The organism is Flavipsychrobacter stenotrophus (genome assembly GCF_002954265.1).
Classification (GTDB): Bacteria; Bacteroidota; Bacteroidia; order Chitinophagales; family Chitinophagaceae; genus Flavipsychrobacter; species Flavipsychrobacter stenotrophus.
Genome location: NZ_PPSL01000003.1, coordinates 904,534 through 920,909, shown reverse-complemented (window position 1 = coordinate 920,909; position 16,376 = coordinate 904,534). Strand labels below are relative to the sequence as shown.

Sequence of the window (16,376 nt, the reverse complement as noted above, 5' to 3'; positions counted from 1 at the left end):
GCATTATCTTTGTTTTTATGCCGGTTATTTCACATCGCGGGGCCATGATGCCCCCTTCGCCTATTCGCAAGTTGGTACCATTTGCCGACGCTGCTAAAAAAAGAGGAATCAAAGTTTATCACCTGAACATAGGTCAGCCTGATATTGTAACGCCGCCATCAATACTTGATGCTGTGCGTCACACAGACATGACCGTACTGGAATACAGCCCAAGTGCAGGCTTCGATAGTTACCGCAAAAAGCTTGTGGAATACTACAAGCGCAATGATATTGACGTTACTGCCAACCAGATCATAGTAACAACAGGTGGCTCAGAGGCTATCATGTTTGCTATAATGAGTTGCCTTGATGCAGGTGACGAGATCATTATTCCTGAACCGTTCTATGCCAACTACAATGGCTTTTCAACAAGCTCTGGAGTAAAGGTAGTACCTATACCGTCCAGCATTGAGAGCGGATTTGCATTACCTGCTATTGAGGCCTTTGAGAAGGCAATAACACCGCAGACAAAGGCTATAATGATCTGCAATCCCAACAATCCTACCGGCTACCTCTATAGCATGGACGAGCTGAACGTACTGAAGGAAATATGCCTGAAGCATGATCTGTTTCTGTTCAGCGATGAAGCGTACCGCGAGTTTTGCTACGACGGCAGCAAGCATATATCTGCAATGTCTATTCCGGGCCTTGAAGAACATGCCATTTTACTGGATACAATATCTAAGAGATACAGCGCATGTGGTGGCCGTATAGGTGCATTCGTTACCCGCAATCAGCAGGTATTGGATGCCGCTATGAAGTTTGCACAAGCACGCCTTAGCCCGCCAACATTTGCTCAGATATTGGGTGAAGCTGCAGTAGATCTGCCAGCTGACTACTTCGATGAAGTACATGCAGAATACACATCGCGTAGAGACGTGTTAGTAGACCGCCTGAAGAAGTTGGACGGAGTGCTTTGCCCTCTACCTGGAGGCGCATTTTATGCAATGGCTCAACTCCCTGTAGAAAATGCAGAGCGTTTCTGTCAATGGCTACTTGAAGACTTTAGTCATAATGGCGCTACAGTAATGATGGCACCTGCCGCCGGCTTCTATGCCACACCTGGTAAAGGTCGCAATGAAGTTCGTATGGCCTACGTACTCAACAAAGAAGACATAAACGGCGCAATGGATTGTCTGGAAGCGGCACTAAAAGTGTATAAAAATTAATGATCCAGTTCTATACAAGAACCCTGAAGAGTATCCCCTCTTCAGGGTTCTTGTATTTTATAAAGACTACAGTAATCGTTCGAGAAATTGGTCTTTCCGGCGATTAGAGACATCAACCTGAGATCCATCGGACATAATTACATAGCCACCACGCCCTTTTATATATTCCCTCACAAAGCCCACATTTACTATGTGACTATTGTGTATACGGCTGAATGCAACAGCGGGTAACTTTTCTTCTATCTCATGTATTTGCCGTGTAACTGTGTAGCTCTGTTTATTGAGACAGAATATCTTGCAGTAGTTACCATCGGCCTCTACGCGAATAATATCTTCAAACTTGATAAAATTGTAGCCATCCATTGTAGGCAAGGCAAGCGTGTTGGTATTGAACTGTTTCGAAAATGCCGCAAGCAACTGCTCTATATTGGCATACTTCTTTTTTTCTCCAATTTTCTTTTCTACGCGTGCAATAGTTTCTGTCAGCTCCGCGTGGTCAAGCGGTTTTAGCAGGTAATCGGTTGCACCGGCCTTGAGTGCCTTTAAAATATACTCATCGTATGCTGTAGTGAATACTATGTGGAACGATATGTCTTTAAGTCTTGCCAGTATATCAAAGGCATTGCCGTAAGGCAGCTCTATATCCATAAACACCAGTTCCGGATTCAATGCTTCTATCTTTTCCACAGCTTCATTGGCATCACACGCATAGTCAAGTATCTCCACCTGCGGCGAGTATTTCGATAACAGCCCCTCTAGTATATCCCTGCTATATTGTTCATCTTCTACAATCAATGCCTGTATCATAATTGCTTATTAAAAACCAAATGAAATAATAACGATTGTACCCCGTTCCCCTGGTCCCTGGTCACTTCTGTCTAAGATCTCCACTCCTATATCCTTGTTGTATATTTTGTTCAAAGACTCCACCCTTGCCAATATCAGTTCAGTCCCCTTTGACGTATGACCTGATAAGCGCTGCTCTTTTATCTTCTTAGATGCGTTAACGCCTATACCATTGTCGGTAAGCCGAATCTCCATCCTATCTGTTTTCACAAACTCAACGTTTATAGTACCTCGCTCTCCTTTAAGATATTTGATACCATGATTAATAGCATTTTCTATAAATGGATGTAGTATGAATGCCGGAACCAACGGCTGACTTTTGTTGATGGAGCCATCCACAACAATAGTAAAATCGAAACTATTGTTCAATCTTAATTGTTCCACCTCCAGGTAGTTGTTGATGAATTCATACTCTTCTTCAACAGATATAAATGTTTCCTTCGATAGCATTAATCCCTTGCGCATGAGCTTGGCAAAGCGATTAATAAAATAGCTTGCTACGTCTGTATTATTCTTGTAAATAACACCCTGTATGGCATTAAGACAATTGAAAATAAAATGCGGATCTATTTGCTGCTGTATTGCTTCCAGCTCCAGCCTGGATATGGTTTGCAACAATTCGGAGCGCACTCTACGGCGCTTTTCATGGATCTTGCTGTAATAAAATGTGATACCCGCTACAGCCATTACTACAAGCAACCCTGCCAGCCACCGCAACCATAGCTGTTGATACCATTCCGGCAAAATGGTGAAGGTGATGTGTGAAGGGCGAACACTTCTGTTGCCAAAAATATCGATAGCGCTTACATAGAAATTATAAGTACCCGGCCCAAGACCGCTGTAGGTGACTATTGTGTTTTTAGTGACAAGCGGCTTATCATTAAGCTCTTTTATGAAATACTCATATTTGATATCGCCATTACTTACGTAAGACAACCCCGAGAAGGATATACTAATGGTATTGTGCCGACTTTTGATGGCCATAGTACTATCAGCAATAGCGAACTCATCGGGACCGGACTTTACCCTTGTAATGTATGTAGGAAGAGCATAGCGATTAGTGATCCTGTCTTTACTGAAGTACGTAATACCGCTGCCACCAGCCACATAAACTGTGTCATTGACTACCAGGACATCGTTGATATTATTATCTGGCAGACAATTTTTATCATTATACTTGACAATGCTGAATTGTTTGCCTGACAGGGTGATACGGGCAACGCCTTGATTAGTGCTCACCCAGGCCTCTCCTTTGCTATCAAGATAAAGATTCTTGCAAATGTCGGAGGTAAGACCCGATTCAGTAGTAAAATGGAATAAGATGATTTTATTATCAACAACAAATACCCCATTACCCGAAGTGCCTACCCACAGCCTGTTTTGGGCATCCGGCTCCATGCAGGTTATCCGGCTGCCGAGTTGATTGTATAGTTGTTGCTGCACCTTGGGCAAAGTAGACTTATATTCAAAAAAGCCGCCTGATTTGTTATATAAATTATCTAATGTGGCGTACCAATTTATTCCGCGGTTGCTGGCAATACACGTTGTTCTTTCGCTGGTAATTGTTGCCGTGAATTTCGTGTTGTCGCATGGTATATAGAAAGATCCAAAACTGGAGGCAAACAACATGCAGTCGTAAACTGAATCGTACTTAATGTCTTTGATGCTATTGGCCACACCAACATAGTTGAAGCTCCTTTTGTTTGGGTCATAGATACAAATACCATTGTCTGTACCTACCCACAGCCTATGGTATTTATCGGCTTTTACATCAATTACCCGGCTTATATCTCTGTATTGATGAAAATGTATCAAATTGCTCATTCTCCCTTTATCAAGAAATACCAGGCTATTCTCGCTGGTTCCTGCTACAATCTTACCGTCCATATTGAGCAGACAGATACAAGTTAACGCCCCCTTTGTGCCGGAAACTGCAATAGTTGTTGATGGATTACCGGGAAATACCTCTACGCCACCCGCCAGCATTGTCACCCACTTATTGCCCTGAATGTCTGTTGCTATGTCTGATGCCAGTGATGGCAGTTTATAAGATCGTAATGTAGCTAATGTGTCAGAAGTCATATTTTTTTCAATGGCAGTATTGTCTGCAAACAAGACAAGCAACCTTTTATTCGTTCGATCCACAACAAAATTCTTCATCTGTCTGTCTAAATAGCCACACTTTTTTGTAACCACAGTATGGTTTTCAGGGTCAACCACGCACCTGTAAATATCAGCCGCACCTCTGTCTGCACTCCTGTCAATTAGAAGAAATACACCATTGCCCGCATCTACAATATGCGAATCAAAACGATTATCCCTTATGAGTTTATTGTCTTTTTCAAACTTTCCGATTCGAGCGTTAAATGCATAAAACGCAGTCTGAGAAATGATGTATATAACCGAATTTATTTCTGTAACTATATTCAATCCCTCTGTTATAGGCAGATGAAAAGAAGTGACCTTATTATCTCTGAACCTATACATATTTCCACCTCCCTGAAACCAAACTTCGTGAGCCGCTATGCACAATATATGCCAGTTGTAATCTTTTATCTTCCGTAATTCAGCTGAGTTTTTAGAATTGAAGAATTGGCCCTTGTAATAAAAGCAGGGTTGCTTATTGAAACAATAGAACCATATCCGCCCGTCATTATCCTGAAACATACTGAGCACGTCATTATCTTCCAGCCCATCTTTTACAGAAAAATTCTTAAAGGTTGATCCATCATATAGACTCACACCACCGTCCGTTGCAAACCAAAGAAACCCTCTGTTATCGGCAAGAACACTGTATATAGTGTTACCAGCCAGGCCATCTTTCATACCATAGTTGCGTGACTGCTGTTGCTGTGCAAATAACGCACCGCCGCAGAACAGCACAAAAAAAGCAAACAATATGGTAGCCAACGTTGATTTCATGAATAGTTACCCTCTCCCTTCAGTATTTAGTGCGTCATTTCGCATCGAAATCCAATATAATTTCTATGCTAAAGACAAGACAGTCTGCTATGCGTTTATGATAGTAAAGTAGCTAAAAAAGCAACAATTAAAGCAATCTATTCTTTTCTTTTTTTTGCAAATAAAAGCCACTACACACTTATACAATGAAAGTACATCACGATACAATACAGCTTTGCGAGGCTAGTAATATGCCACACATTTGTGTTTTAGTTGTAGAGGTAATATTTCGAAAATAACGTTTTCGGGCAAGATCTACTCCACTTTTCCTCCCTGTTCATCAATAAGCATTGATGAACTGTTGCTATTTCAAGACCAATCGTAAATATTTGCAAATCAACATTTTATAAAATAAATTCCCAACCTTTAAAGCGTGAAGATGGTCTTATATACCGAACCATATCTTCAACGTTTAAAACCAAACAAAATGAAAAACACATTTATTCAACCATCGAAAACAAGAAGTAGTTCCTTTAGAACTACCTACCTGGCGGCTTTCATAATAGCGCTGCTGTTCGCTTTCAAAGCAGAAAAAAGTAACGCACAGTGGACAAGTGTAACGACAAACGTTTACGGATTTGCTCCCGGGGGAACCGCATGCATATTGCCTGACACTGTAAGTATGCTGGTAGTAGGATGGATGACCGGCACCGCTGTACCAGGAGACTCATGCACACTATACGTGAACTGGGGAGACGGTACAAGCAGCTCGCTCAGGGTAAGAGACTCATCTTTTGTTGATGGCTCATTCACCCATGTTTATACTATACCGGGATCATTTACCCAGGCTGCAACCGTCACCGCAACCAGTGGAGTATCTAACACATGGGTGGCTATGTCGCCGACTGTGCTTAGCAACACATGCGCCCCAATAACCGGCCACCTGTACATGGATAATAACCACAATTGCGTGCGCGATGCAGGTGAACAGGGTCTTGTATGGGCACCTATCTTTCTTATCAACAATGTGACATTAGACACATCGCTTTATGGCTATACCGACGATAGTGGCTTCTACAGCATTGTAGCTCCTGCAGGTAACTACACTATACTGGCAAACCCCGCATACGCATACTCACTTTATTGGGCCGCAACCGGCCCTACCCCCACAGGTAATGCTGCACCGTCTTGCCCTGCAAACGGACTCTATACCCTTACCGTTGCAGTAGGCGGAACTTACAGCCAGGATTTTGCCGATACTTGTGTCCCACTCTCCACATTTGATGTGTGGGCCGGCGGATGCACATATGGCGTAGTGCCTGGTGACACAACATGGGTGCAGATAGTAGAAGGTCATGCATGGTGGTACTGGGGCTATTCATGCACCGCATTCTCTAATACAGTAACACTTACGCTCGATCCGCATCTCCACTATGCAGGCTATGCCACAATACCTCCCACATCGGTATCCGGCAACACACTTACCTGGAATGCGAGCACTGTGGGCAGTTATTTCTATTTCTATCCGAGAATAAAAGTTTACACTGATGTAAGTGCCACTTTGGGATCGGTAGTAACCTGCACAGTATCTGCAACACCAACTGCCTATACCGACCCTAACCTCGCCAATAACACACAAACATTTACCAGAGTAGTCACATCATCATGGGATCCCAACGAAATTGCTGTATGCCCGCAAGGTGTGGGTGCGCAGGGTTACATTGCGAACAACACCCAACTTGTCTACAATGTACACTTCCAGAATACTGGTACTGCTGCGGCACGTAACATAACTGTAGATGATACCCTAAGCGCCAACCTTGATGTAAGAACCTTGCACATGATGAACAGCAGCTCACCGGTTGAAGTTTATAAAGACGGCAACGCGGTTAGATTCAGATTTAACAACATCAATCTTCCAGATAGTATCAGCAACCCTGACGGCAGCATTGGTTCGTTTACCTACAGCGTATTGCCAAAGCCAGGTCTTGCTCCCGGCACGCAGATCTATAACAGTGCCAATATCTTCTTCGATTACAATCCGGGTGTAGCTACAAATAAAGTATTGAATACAATCAATAACAACGTGGGAGTAGCCAAAATAAACAATGAAATGAACGCAGTTGTTTATCCTAACCCTGCCGGAGATAAATTGTTTGCACATGCCGATGGCAAAGATAATTTCATGATCGTGCTGACCGATATGATGGGTCGTACACTTTATGCAGGCGCTGGTACTAATGGCATTGCAGAGATCAACACTTCTAAATTTGCTTCAGGAGTATATCTCGTAAAAATTGCCGACAAGAGTGGTGCAGCACAAACGATAAAGGTGGCCATTCAGCACTAAAAATACTTACCATGAACAAGCAATAAAATGAGCCACACATAAACGTGTGGCTCATTTTATTGTAGCCTATCTTACAACTATAAATTACCTTATTCTAATTCCAATGTTGCAGACAAGTACGTGATAATTTCAGAAACATCAGGAAGTGTTTTCACGTGGTCATATTCTTCGGCAGATAGCATGTGATCTATGATCGGATGAAGATATTCCAACAACTCAAGTGGTGTTCTTTTACAGTCAATTATTTCGTTCGGGAATATCAGTCTTTGCAACTCATTGTATTGCAGGGAAACAATTTTACCATTTTGGTCAATGAGCATGCTTCTATCGTCATTATCAAAGCTTACGGTATCATAATCTCCCAACAGATCTTCAAGCGACTCAAAACCTCTTGCTTCCGGCACCTCATCATTATCTCTATATAGAACAGGAAAAGCAACGCCCAACTCTTCTATCTTGTTCAACCATTCTTGTTCGCATTCCTCAAATGTTACCGGCGGATTTTCAACCCTCCTGCGCTTTTTTATTCTTCTTAACCTGTAAACAACTATCACTATAACTATTAAAATGGTGACCGCTATGGGGTGGTTTGTTATCATGTTTAAACAGTTACTTACTATATTTATTTCTATACTCGATCGGCGTCAATCCGGTGAGTTTCTTAAACACATCCCTGAAGCCTTTAGAATCAGTATAACCCACCTCGTACATTACTTCATTTATATTTTTGCGGCTGGTCTCAAAGCTGCGCTTTGCCGCCTCAACTTTCACCCGCTGTGCATATTCTATTATAGTATTGTTGGTAGCTTTCTTAAATCTGCGCTCAAAACTCCGACGGCCAACCGCATGCATATCTGCAAGTTCGTCAACAGAGATCTTTTCACTGAAATTTTGCTCTATATACTGCTGCGCTCTCTTTATTTCTTCATCATTATGCCCCTTCTGTCCCTGGAAGATCATAAATGGCGATTGGCTATCCCTGTCAATGTCTATTGCAAAACTCTTAGCTATCATAATAGCCATATCCCTGCCAGCATGCTTTTCAATAATGTACATCAGCAGGTTTAGGTAAGAATAAGCGCCGCCACTTGTATAAATGCCGCTATCTTCCGTTACCATCTTCTCATCTATCAAGTTTACAGCGGGGTACATCTGCCTGAATTCATCAGCCATCCTCCAGTGAGTAGAACACCGCTTACCATCTAATAAGCCGGTAGAAGCAAGCAGGAACGCACCAATGCACATGCTGGCTATTTCCGCCCCCTTGTCATGTTGCTTCTTTATCCAGGGTATAAAATCTTTGTTGAGCGTCATTGCCTGTTCCAGCTCTCCATACATAGCAGGGATAATGACAAGATCAGTATGTGTAATATCATCTATAGATGCATCAGGTGTAATAGTAACCGCACCCGTTGGTACTGTCGCTCTATGTGCATGTCCTACTAGTTGCACATTAAATGCCGGCTCTTTTCCAAATTGCGCCAAAATACTGTTTACCATAGTCAATATTTGGTGGCTGCCATCTATGTTTACTGTGCTTGACGGACCATGAGGAATGAGTATAGAAATGTGCTTCATGAGTTAAAGATAAAAATATTTCGTTGTCGTAATACACCCTTTCAATTGTCATTTCCATAACCTGTTCCTATAGAAATGGTTAGATACTTTTGCGAAAGAAAATAAAACAATGAAACAGATTAACGCATACCTGACATTCAATGGTAATTGCAGGGAGGCCATGAATTTCTATAAGGAATGCATTGGTGGCGAATTGCTCCTACAAACCATTGGTGAATCGCCTATGGCAGCCCATATGCCAGCGGTACTGAAAGACAACATTCTGCATGCTACGCTCACCAATGGCAGCACGGTCTTAATGGGCTCTGATATGGTCAACGATAAAGGGCTTGTAAAAGGCAATAATGTATCTATGGTGCTCGACTGCATGAGCATAGAAGAGGTCAGAGACTACTATGATAAACTTGTGGTGGGTGGAACTGCAGACCATCCGCTTGAAGAAACTTTCTGGGGCGCTACATTTGGCGACCTCACAGACAAATACGGCAATCATTGGTTACTTAACTTTACGAAAGAAAAACAATAATTTCACTATTCAAAACACACACTTATGTCAACAGCTAACAAAAAAATGAACATCGCATATTGGATCGTGGTCGTACTATTCGGAGGTTTTATGATATTCTCCGCTATACCCGATATAATGATGAACCCGGATGCCGTAAAAATGATCCATGATGATATGGGCTATCCGATGTATTTCCTCAAGTTTATCGGTGTTGCCAAGTTATTGGGAGGACTGGCTATTATCATCCCCGGCTTCCCGAGAATAAAGGAGTGGGCTTATGCAGGGCTTATGTTCGACCTCATAAGTGCTACCTATTCATTTGACGCTCTTGGCAAGAGCCCAATCGAGTGGGCACCCATGTTCCTCTTTATTGGTCTTGGATTTGCAGCTTATGTGCTCTACCATAAAAAATATAAGACTACAGCTGTTTAAATCCTAACAAAAAGACCATAATATGGCAAATACAAATAAGAAAATAGAATTCAGCACCACGCTACTACTGGCGAAAAAAACAGCAACGGGAATAGAGGTTCCAGCTGAAGTTGTAGATCAATTAGGCGCAGGTAAAAAACCACCTGTAAAAATTACTGTCAATGGGTATACCTACCGCAGCAGTATAGCGGTAATGGGTGGTGTATATATGATAGGTGTTAGTGCCGCAGTGCGCGAAAAAACTGGTATAGCAGGTGGTGACAAAATAGACGTAATGCTGGAACTAGATACCGAAGAGCGGTTGGTAACAGTGCACCCGCAATTTCAAAAAGCACTTGATAAAGATGCCGCAGCAAATAATGCATTTGAAAGACTGTCTTTTAGCAAAAGGCAGAGCTACGTATTGCCTATTGGCGAGACAAAAAATGAAGAAACCAGGCAACGTAGAATTGAGAAAGCGATCATACAGTTGAAAGAAGGAAAATAAGTATTAACAGTCTCCATTTAATTATTTCAGTAAAAAGCTATAATTCTGTAGAATTATAGCTTTTTACATTTCATCGCTGTGTATGTCTCAATTATTATCCACATTAATAGCCAGCAGGTTTTATAAGGTGAACGCAGGTTTTTTCCTGTTCTCCTTCCTTATCTTGTTTGCCATATTACCCGGCCCTGATACTATTCGATTACACCACGGACTAATGCTGGCCGCGGTATCTTCTTCAACCAATATTTTAGTAGCTGCTACTATTTCCTCGTTATATAATCTTAAATGCATATCCTTCGCCCAGCGGGAATTGACCCTTCCCGAAAATGAATTCCTTTATAATTTACAAGGCTTAAGTAATTCCCGGCAATACAGACTATTAGCAATTACCCACATTTCGCTATACGCTCCCATCCTCATTTACAGTCTTATTGCAGTTTTTGTTGGTTTTCAGTCACAACATATTGCTGGTAGCATTTTGATGCTACTCATACAACTCATCATGATCATTGCCGGAACTTATACGTCATTCCATCGAATTAACACTACCTGGAAGAAACCTGCCTTTGTCTTACCGTCAATATCAATATTCCGGAATAGGGGATTCTTTACCTACCTCCTCCACTATTCTCTAAATGAAAAAAAAGGACCTTTTATTTCCATTAAGATCTTTTCCATGCTGGCATTGCAGCTTCTTGTTGCACTTAACGCTGACAAAGTAAGCAGGGAAAATATATGTTTTCTCATTTTGTTATCTATTTCTGCACACGCCCTCCTTCCCACTTACTATGTAAGGTTTCTGGAAACAGAAATGAGTTTTTTACGCAATCTACCCATCCCTCTGCCCAAACGATTGTCGCAATTTACACTTACGTACGCAGCTATATTGTTACCGGAATTGATCTTCTTACTATACAATGAAATAAGCATAATATCACTTTCTGTTATTCTATCCATATATATGCTTGCAGTTGTGCGTTTATCACTATACACTACTATTCAGTACATCCCAAAGCTCGACCTCAATAAATACACCGGCATCATATTCATAATGTTCTTTATCACCATCATTTTACTCGCATCGTTCAGTCTATTTTTGTTTATCACCCTCGAATTTATTATCGCTATCATACTTTTTGCAATATATTATTACCGCTATGAGCCACTACTGCTGAAAGAAGAATAAGCAAACGCACAAAGCAATTAATACCTAATATTTAAGTGTAATAATTTATTAATGACTTTTTTGCCCTTTTCAAGCACTAATTTTAAGAAATAGCTTACTTTAGCGCAATATATACCGGCTACATTTATTAAATATTTAATGAATGTATAAATAGTTAAATATACCTCCACGAAATAGAAAGATATGCACATACGGATAGTTTTACCTGCTTACAATGAAGAAGAATCTTTACCGCCACTACTTAAGCGAATAAATGACGCCTATAGTGTATATGGATGGAACGCTAGTGTACTGGTGGTAAATGATGGCAGCAAGGATAAAACTTCTGAAGTTGCGCGAAATTTCCAGGGACAGATCCCTGTAAATGTATTGGATATCTATCCTAACGGCGGACTGGCAAATGCAATCAATCAGGGGATCAGAACCGCAGTAAAAGATCTCACCGACGAAGATGTAATAGTAACGCTAGATGCGGACGACAGTCAGAATCCATTCCTTATACAGCGCATGGTTCAGCAGTTCTCTGAAGGGAGTGATCTGGTAATTGCATCTCGCTACCAGCCAGGTGCAAGAATAAGAGGTCTTAAAAAATCAAGAGAGTTCTTTAGCTGGGCTGCCGGTTTACTATTCCGGGTATTTGTGGGTTTTGAAGGTGTTAAAGACTATACCTGTGGATTCAGAGCTTACAGAGTAACTATGATCAACAAAACACTAGCACTGTACGGTGACAAGTTCATCACTCAAAAAGGGTTTGGCTGCATGGTGGAGATACTAATAAAGATAGGTGGACAAAGTGCAATTATACACGAAGTGCCTATGATACTGAGGTATGACCTTAAGCAGGGGGAATCTAAAATGAACGTACAAAAAACCATGAGCCAGACACTAAAACTGCTTATGGATTATAAATTGGGCAGGATAAACCCATAACTATACTTACCATAGAAGTTGATATGCAGGAAAAAAAATCCCTTTTCAGTTCAGATACAATTAAAAAGCTCAACATCGCTTGTCTGCTGTTAGTTATTTGTTGCGTACTGTTTTACCCTGCAAAAAAAAATATTTGGTATGATGAGACGGTATCAGTTCTCTGCGCTAAAGGATTGTATTATACAGATGGCAATGCACTAACAGCCTTACAGTTAAACACGTCTGTTGCTCTGGAGCAGCAAAATAATCTTTCAAAAGCATATACCTGCACTGTTATAGATAATGGCAACAGCTTGCTGTACAACGAAGGGCTGCATTTTTTCACAATGCTGTCCGGAAATTCCTTTAGCGGCTACCTGTTTTACTCAAAACTCTGTGCCATTGCCACTCTTTTAGCTTTTTTTGTGCTTTGTAGCTTGTTTATGGAAGGCAGCATCTTCACCTCACTCGCACTGCTGCTGCTTGCATCCGATACCATTTTCTGGGGTATGGCCCAGGAGGTAAGAGCATACGAAATGGGAATGTTGATGGTAACACTCGCAACTACATTTTTCTATAAGTATATGTACAAGGGCGACAGGACGCTTCACCTTTTTCTTACTGGCCTCTTTGCAGTTGCTGCTATTCTTTCGCACTATCTAAGTGCATATATTATACTTGTATTGCTTTCATATATATTATTCGTGAAAAGGGGATTATTGTTTACAGCGAAAAATATTTTGGCCATTGCGGTCCCCGTCGTTATAGTAAGTATATATTTTTACTTCGCTGCCAAGGGATTTGGTACAATGCAGAATCAGAATAGTGCCCTTAAAGCTAAACAATCTGAAGAAATGTTTAGTGTGACGCAAGTGGTATTGAGAAGTCTCAAATTTGGCGCATTAAATTTCAAAACCGTTTTCCCGGCATTTAATGGTTCGGCAGGAATTGTTATCGTGTCTTTTCTTATGGTTATTGCGTTATACTTTGGTGCGCTTAAAGTTTCAAAGACTCCAACGGAAAAAAGGAACCTCCATTTGTTATTTATCTTAGGTGTCAGCAGCAGTTTCTTTCTCGCGGCCCTTAGTATAAAGTCGCATCACTATACCGCTTTATATTCCCGCTATCATACTTTTTGTGTCCCGTTCGCTACGTTGTTTGTAGCCTACGCTTTAAAAGTATTATACGATGGTGTTAATAAAACATTAGCCACTGGGTTAGTAGCAATCATATTAATACCTTGTTTAGCACTGTTAGCAATAGGAGTGATAAAACGTAAAACCCAGGTAAAATATAATCATCTGGAAGTAGCTAGGAAAATAACAACAGAAAAAATAAATAAAGTAACTATACCCGACTGGACAGACGCCTTTCTATTACAAAGTTTTTTGCCATCAGGTTATAAGATCGAATACAAAATTGATTCTGCTTCTACCAATTTTGTATTGTTTCACGAAAGTGGAACAGATACCATTAAGGTGATCAGAATAATTTCATAAGTTAGAACAAATGAAAAAAGTAATCGTTTTTTTAGGTACCCGCCCGGAAGCTATTAAGCTCGCCCCGGTAATTGAATTATTAAAGGCTGACAACAATTTCGAAACGCTCGTTTGCTCCACAGGCCAGCATAAAGAAATGTTACAGCAGGTGCTTGATTTTTTCAAGATCACAGCTGATTTTTCCCTTGAAGTGATGGAACCTAACCAGCAATTGGCAGGGCTTACATCCAAACTATTGGTAAAAATAAATGACCTTTTACTTGCAGAAAAGCCGGACTACATAATGGTGCAGGGCGATACTACCACTACTATGGCGGCGTCACTTGCAGCGTTCTACAACAAAGTGTCTGTGCTACATATTGAAGCCGGGTTAAGAACATTTAATAAATTCTCTCCCTTTCCTGAAGAGATCAACCGCGTGATTACAACCCGTCTGAGCGATTTCCATTATCCGCCTACAGACCAGTCAGAACGCAATTTATTAGATGAGGGCATACCAGCCGACAAAATATTGGTCACCGGCAATACTGTTATTGATGCGCTGTTCCTGGGATTGGAAAAAATAGAAAATGCTATTCCGCAGGGCATTCTCGACCTAAAATTACAGGATGTAAAGGACTACATTCTGATCACAATGCACCGCCGCGAAAACCACGGCTCCGGCATTCAGAATATTTGCGAGGCAGTAAGAAGGATATCAGAAGACGCTAAGATCCCGGTCATCTTCCCGGTACACCTTAACCCCAATGTAAAAGATGTAGTGCATGAAATATTGGGCAACAACCCGATGATACACCTCATCCCTCCTGCTGCTTATCCCGAGTTCTTATGGTTGCTGAATAACTCTAAACTGATACTTACCGACAGCGGTGGTGTACAGGAAGAGGCGCCTTCACTGGGCAAACCGGTATTGCTTTTAAGAGACACTACAGAACGTCCCGAAGCAGTAGAAGCGGGTACAGTTTCAAAAGTTGGTAGCGATACAGAACTGATCTATAAAGAAGCGATGAATCTGTTGACCAATCAGAGCGCATATGATGGAATGGCCATGAGGTCTAACCCATATGGCGATGGTAAAGCATCTCAGAGAATATTGGATTCAATGCTAAAGATGTAATTGATAAATGTTTGTCTGCAACTGACAACAATATCTATAATTCTTCGTTAATACCGCCCCCGAACTTGCCGCTACGGCACTATCGGGGGCGGTACTTGTTTATAGCCTTACATAATTTCATACTTTAGCGCAATAAAATACTTACCTATTATGCAGATGCACGAGGTGAAAACCGCAGCTGACAAAAAACAATTCTTACAGGTAGCCGTTGACATTTATGCCAACGACCCCAACTGGATACGCCCATTAGATAAGGATATAGAAGAGGTCTTTGATACAGAAAAAAATAAGTTCTTTAAGCGTGGCGGAGAGTGTACCCGTTGGTTATTTAGAGATGGTACCGGCAAAAATATTGGTCGCGTAGCTACGTTTGTAAATAAGCAATACAAAATGGAGCAACCAACCGGCGGCATTGGTTTCTTCGAATGTATCGATGACCAGCAGGCAGCAAATTTTATGCTCGACCATTGTAAGAAATGGCTTCAGGAACGTGGCATGGAAGCCATGGACGGGCCAATAAACTTCGGCGAACGTGACAAATGGTGGGGGCTTGTGGTAGATGGGTTTTACAGCCCATTATACAACATGAACTACAACCCTCCTTATTATGTACAACTGTTTGAAACCTATGGTTTCGAAACTTACTTCAACCAGATCTGTTTTGGAATGAAGGTGAAACAAAAGCTGGATGACAAATTCTATACGCGACATGCGGCCATAGCGTCCGACCCAAATTACAGGGCCGAAATGATAAAGAAAAGTAACATTCAGAAATACGCCAAAGACTTTACCTACGTCTATAACAAGGCATGGGCAGGCCATGGCGGCGGAAAATCGTTGGAAGAACGTACGGTACAGAAGATGTTTGCCACCATGAAACCGGTAATTGATGAGCATGTCTCCTGGTTTGTATACTATAAAGACGAACCAATAGCCATTTGGATAAACCTGCCGGATCTTAACCAGTATTTCAAACACCTTAATGGAAAATTTGGCATCATTGAAAAGGTAAGATTTCTACTCATCAAACAATTTGGCAAATGCAGTCGGTTTGTGGGTCTGGTGTTCGGTATCATACCCGAATTCCAAGGCAAAGGCGTAGATGCATATATTATAGTGGAGGGCGCCAAGGTGATACAACCCATGGCCAGGTATGATGATTATGAAATGTTGTGGATCGGCGATTTTAATCCTAAGATGATCAACATAGCTGAAAGCCTCGGCACCCATCGCAGCCGCACACTACGCACTTACCGTTTCCTGTTCGACAGATCAAAAGAGTTTAAGCGCCACCCGATGCTCTAAAAGTAAAAACTTGATTGTTGCAGCACCACTGATTGCCTGCAAAAAAAAAG

The 16,376-nt window shown here is 41.5% G+C and carries 14 protein-coding genes; 10 read left to right on the top strand and 4 right to left on the bottom strand.

Annotated features, from left to right (window positions below; genetic code table 11):
- The first annotated feature begins 17 nt into the window (after positions 1–17).
- Positions 18–1,208 carry a pyridoxal phosphate-dependent aminotransferase gene (locus CJD36_RS13855; RefSeq protein ID WP_105039776.1) on the top strand — a complete coding sequence of 397 codons (1,191 nt, stop codon included), beginning with the start codon at positions 18–20 and terminating at the stop codon, positions 1,206–1,208.
- Positions 1,209–1,274: 66 nt separating this feature from the next.
- Here CJD36_RS13855 and CJD36_RS13850 read toward each other — a convergent pair whose 3' ends face one another.
- Both CJD36_RS13850 and CJD36_RS13845 read right to left on the bottom strand, forming a co-directional pair.
- Positions 1,275–2,015, bottom strand: a complete 741-nt coding sequence (locus CJD36_RS13850; protein WP_105039775.1) for a LytR/AlgR family response regulator transcription factor — start codon at positions 2,013–2,015, stop codon at positions 1,275–1,277.
- Positions 2,016–2,024: 9 nt separating this feature from the next.
- Positions 2,025–4,976, bottom strand: coding sequence for a sensor histidine kinase (locus tag CJD36_RS13845; RefSeq protein WP_105039774.1), 2,952 nt, complete (start codon positions 4,974–4,976; stop codon positions 2,025–2,027).
- Between the two features lie 466 nt (positions 4,977–5,442).
- Between CJD36_RS13845 and CJD36_RS13840 the strand changes: the two genes are divergently transcribed.
- Positions 5,443–7,305: a T9SS type A sorting domain-containing protein gene (locus CJD36_RS13840; RefSeq protein WP_161499315.1), complete on the top strand. Its 1,863-nt coding sequence runs from the start codon at positions 5,443–5,445 to the stop codon at positions 7,303–7,305.
- An 89-nt stretch (positions 7,306–7,394) separates the two neighbouring features.
- Here the strand turns inward: CJD36_RS13840 and CJD36_RS13835 are convergent, their stop codons facing one another.
- Positions 7,395–7,904, bottom strand: a complete 510-nt coding sequence (locus CJD36_RS13835; RefSeq protein ID WP_105039772.1) for a hypothetical protein — start codon at positions 7,902–7,904, stop codon at positions 7,395–7,397.
- Positions 7,905–7,914: 10 nt separating this feature from the next.
- A complete protein-coding gene (locus CJD36_RS13830) occupies positions 7,915–8,883 on the bottom strand; it encodes a GlxA family transcriptional regulator (protein ID WP_105039771.1) in 969 nt (322 codons plus the stop codon).
- A 109-nt stretch (positions 8,884–8,992) separates the two neighbouring features.
- Here CJD36_RS13830 and CJD36_RS13825 point away from each other — a divergent pair, with 109 nt between their 5' ends.
- From CJD36_RS13825 to CJD36_RS13790, 8 genes are all read left to right on the top strand, one after another.
- Positions 8,993–9,409, top strand: a complete 417-nt coding sequence (locus tag CJD36_RS13825; protein WP_105039770.1) for a VOC family protein — start codon at positions 8,993–8,995, stop codon at positions 9,407–9,409.
- A 45-nt stretch (positions 9,410–9,454) separates the two neighbouring features.
- Positions 9,455–9,823 (top strand): DoxX family protein, encoded by a 369-nt coding sequence (locus CJD36_RS13820; protein ID WP_205685606.1) that lies wholly within the window; start codon positions 9,455–9,457, stop codon positions 9,821–9,823.
- A 22-nt stretch (positions 9,824–9,845) separates the two neighbouring features.
- Positions 9,846–10,310 carry a YdeI/OmpD-associated family protein gene (locus CJD36_RS13815; protein ID WP_105039768.1) on the top strand — a complete coding sequence of 155 codons (465 nt, stop codon included), beginning with the start codon at positions 9,846–9,848 and terminating at the stop codon, positions 10,308–10,310.
- 82 nt (positions 10,311–10,392) lie between these two features.
- Positions 10,393–11,496 (top strand): hypothetical protein, encoded by a 1,104-nt coding sequence (locus CJD36_RS13810; protein ID WP_105039767.1) that lies wholly within the window; start codon positions 10,393–10,395, stop codon positions 11,494–11,496.
- A gap of 183 nt (positions 11,497–11,679) precedes the next feature.
- Positions 11,680–12,426, top strand: a complete 747-nt coding sequence (locus tag CJD36_RS13805; RefSeq protein ID WP_105039766.1) for a glycosyltransferase — start codon at positions 11,680–11,682, stop codon at positions 12,424–12,426.
- Between the two features lie 23 nt (positions 12,427–12,449).
- Entirely contained in the window at positions 12,450–13,904 is a 1,455-nt protein-coding gene (locus CJD36_RS13800) for a glycosyltransferase family protein (RefSeq protein WP_105039765.1), read from the top strand.
- A 10-nt stretch (positions 13,905–13,914) separates the two neighbouring features.
- A complete protein-coding gene (gene wecB, locus CJD36_RS13795) occupies positions 13,915–15,021 on the top strand; it encodes a non-hydrolyzing UDP-N-acetylglucosamine 2-epimerase (protein ID WP_105039764.1) in 1,107 nt (368 codons plus the stop codon).
- 150 nt (positions 15,022–15,171) lie between these two features.
- Positions 15,172–16,326: a hypothetical protein gene (locus CJD36_RS13790; RefSeq protein WP_105039763.1), complete on the top strand. Its 1,155-nt coding sequence runs from the start codon at positions 15,172–15,174 to the stop codon at positions 16,324–16,326.
- Positions 16,327–16,376 lie beyond the last annotated feature (50 nt).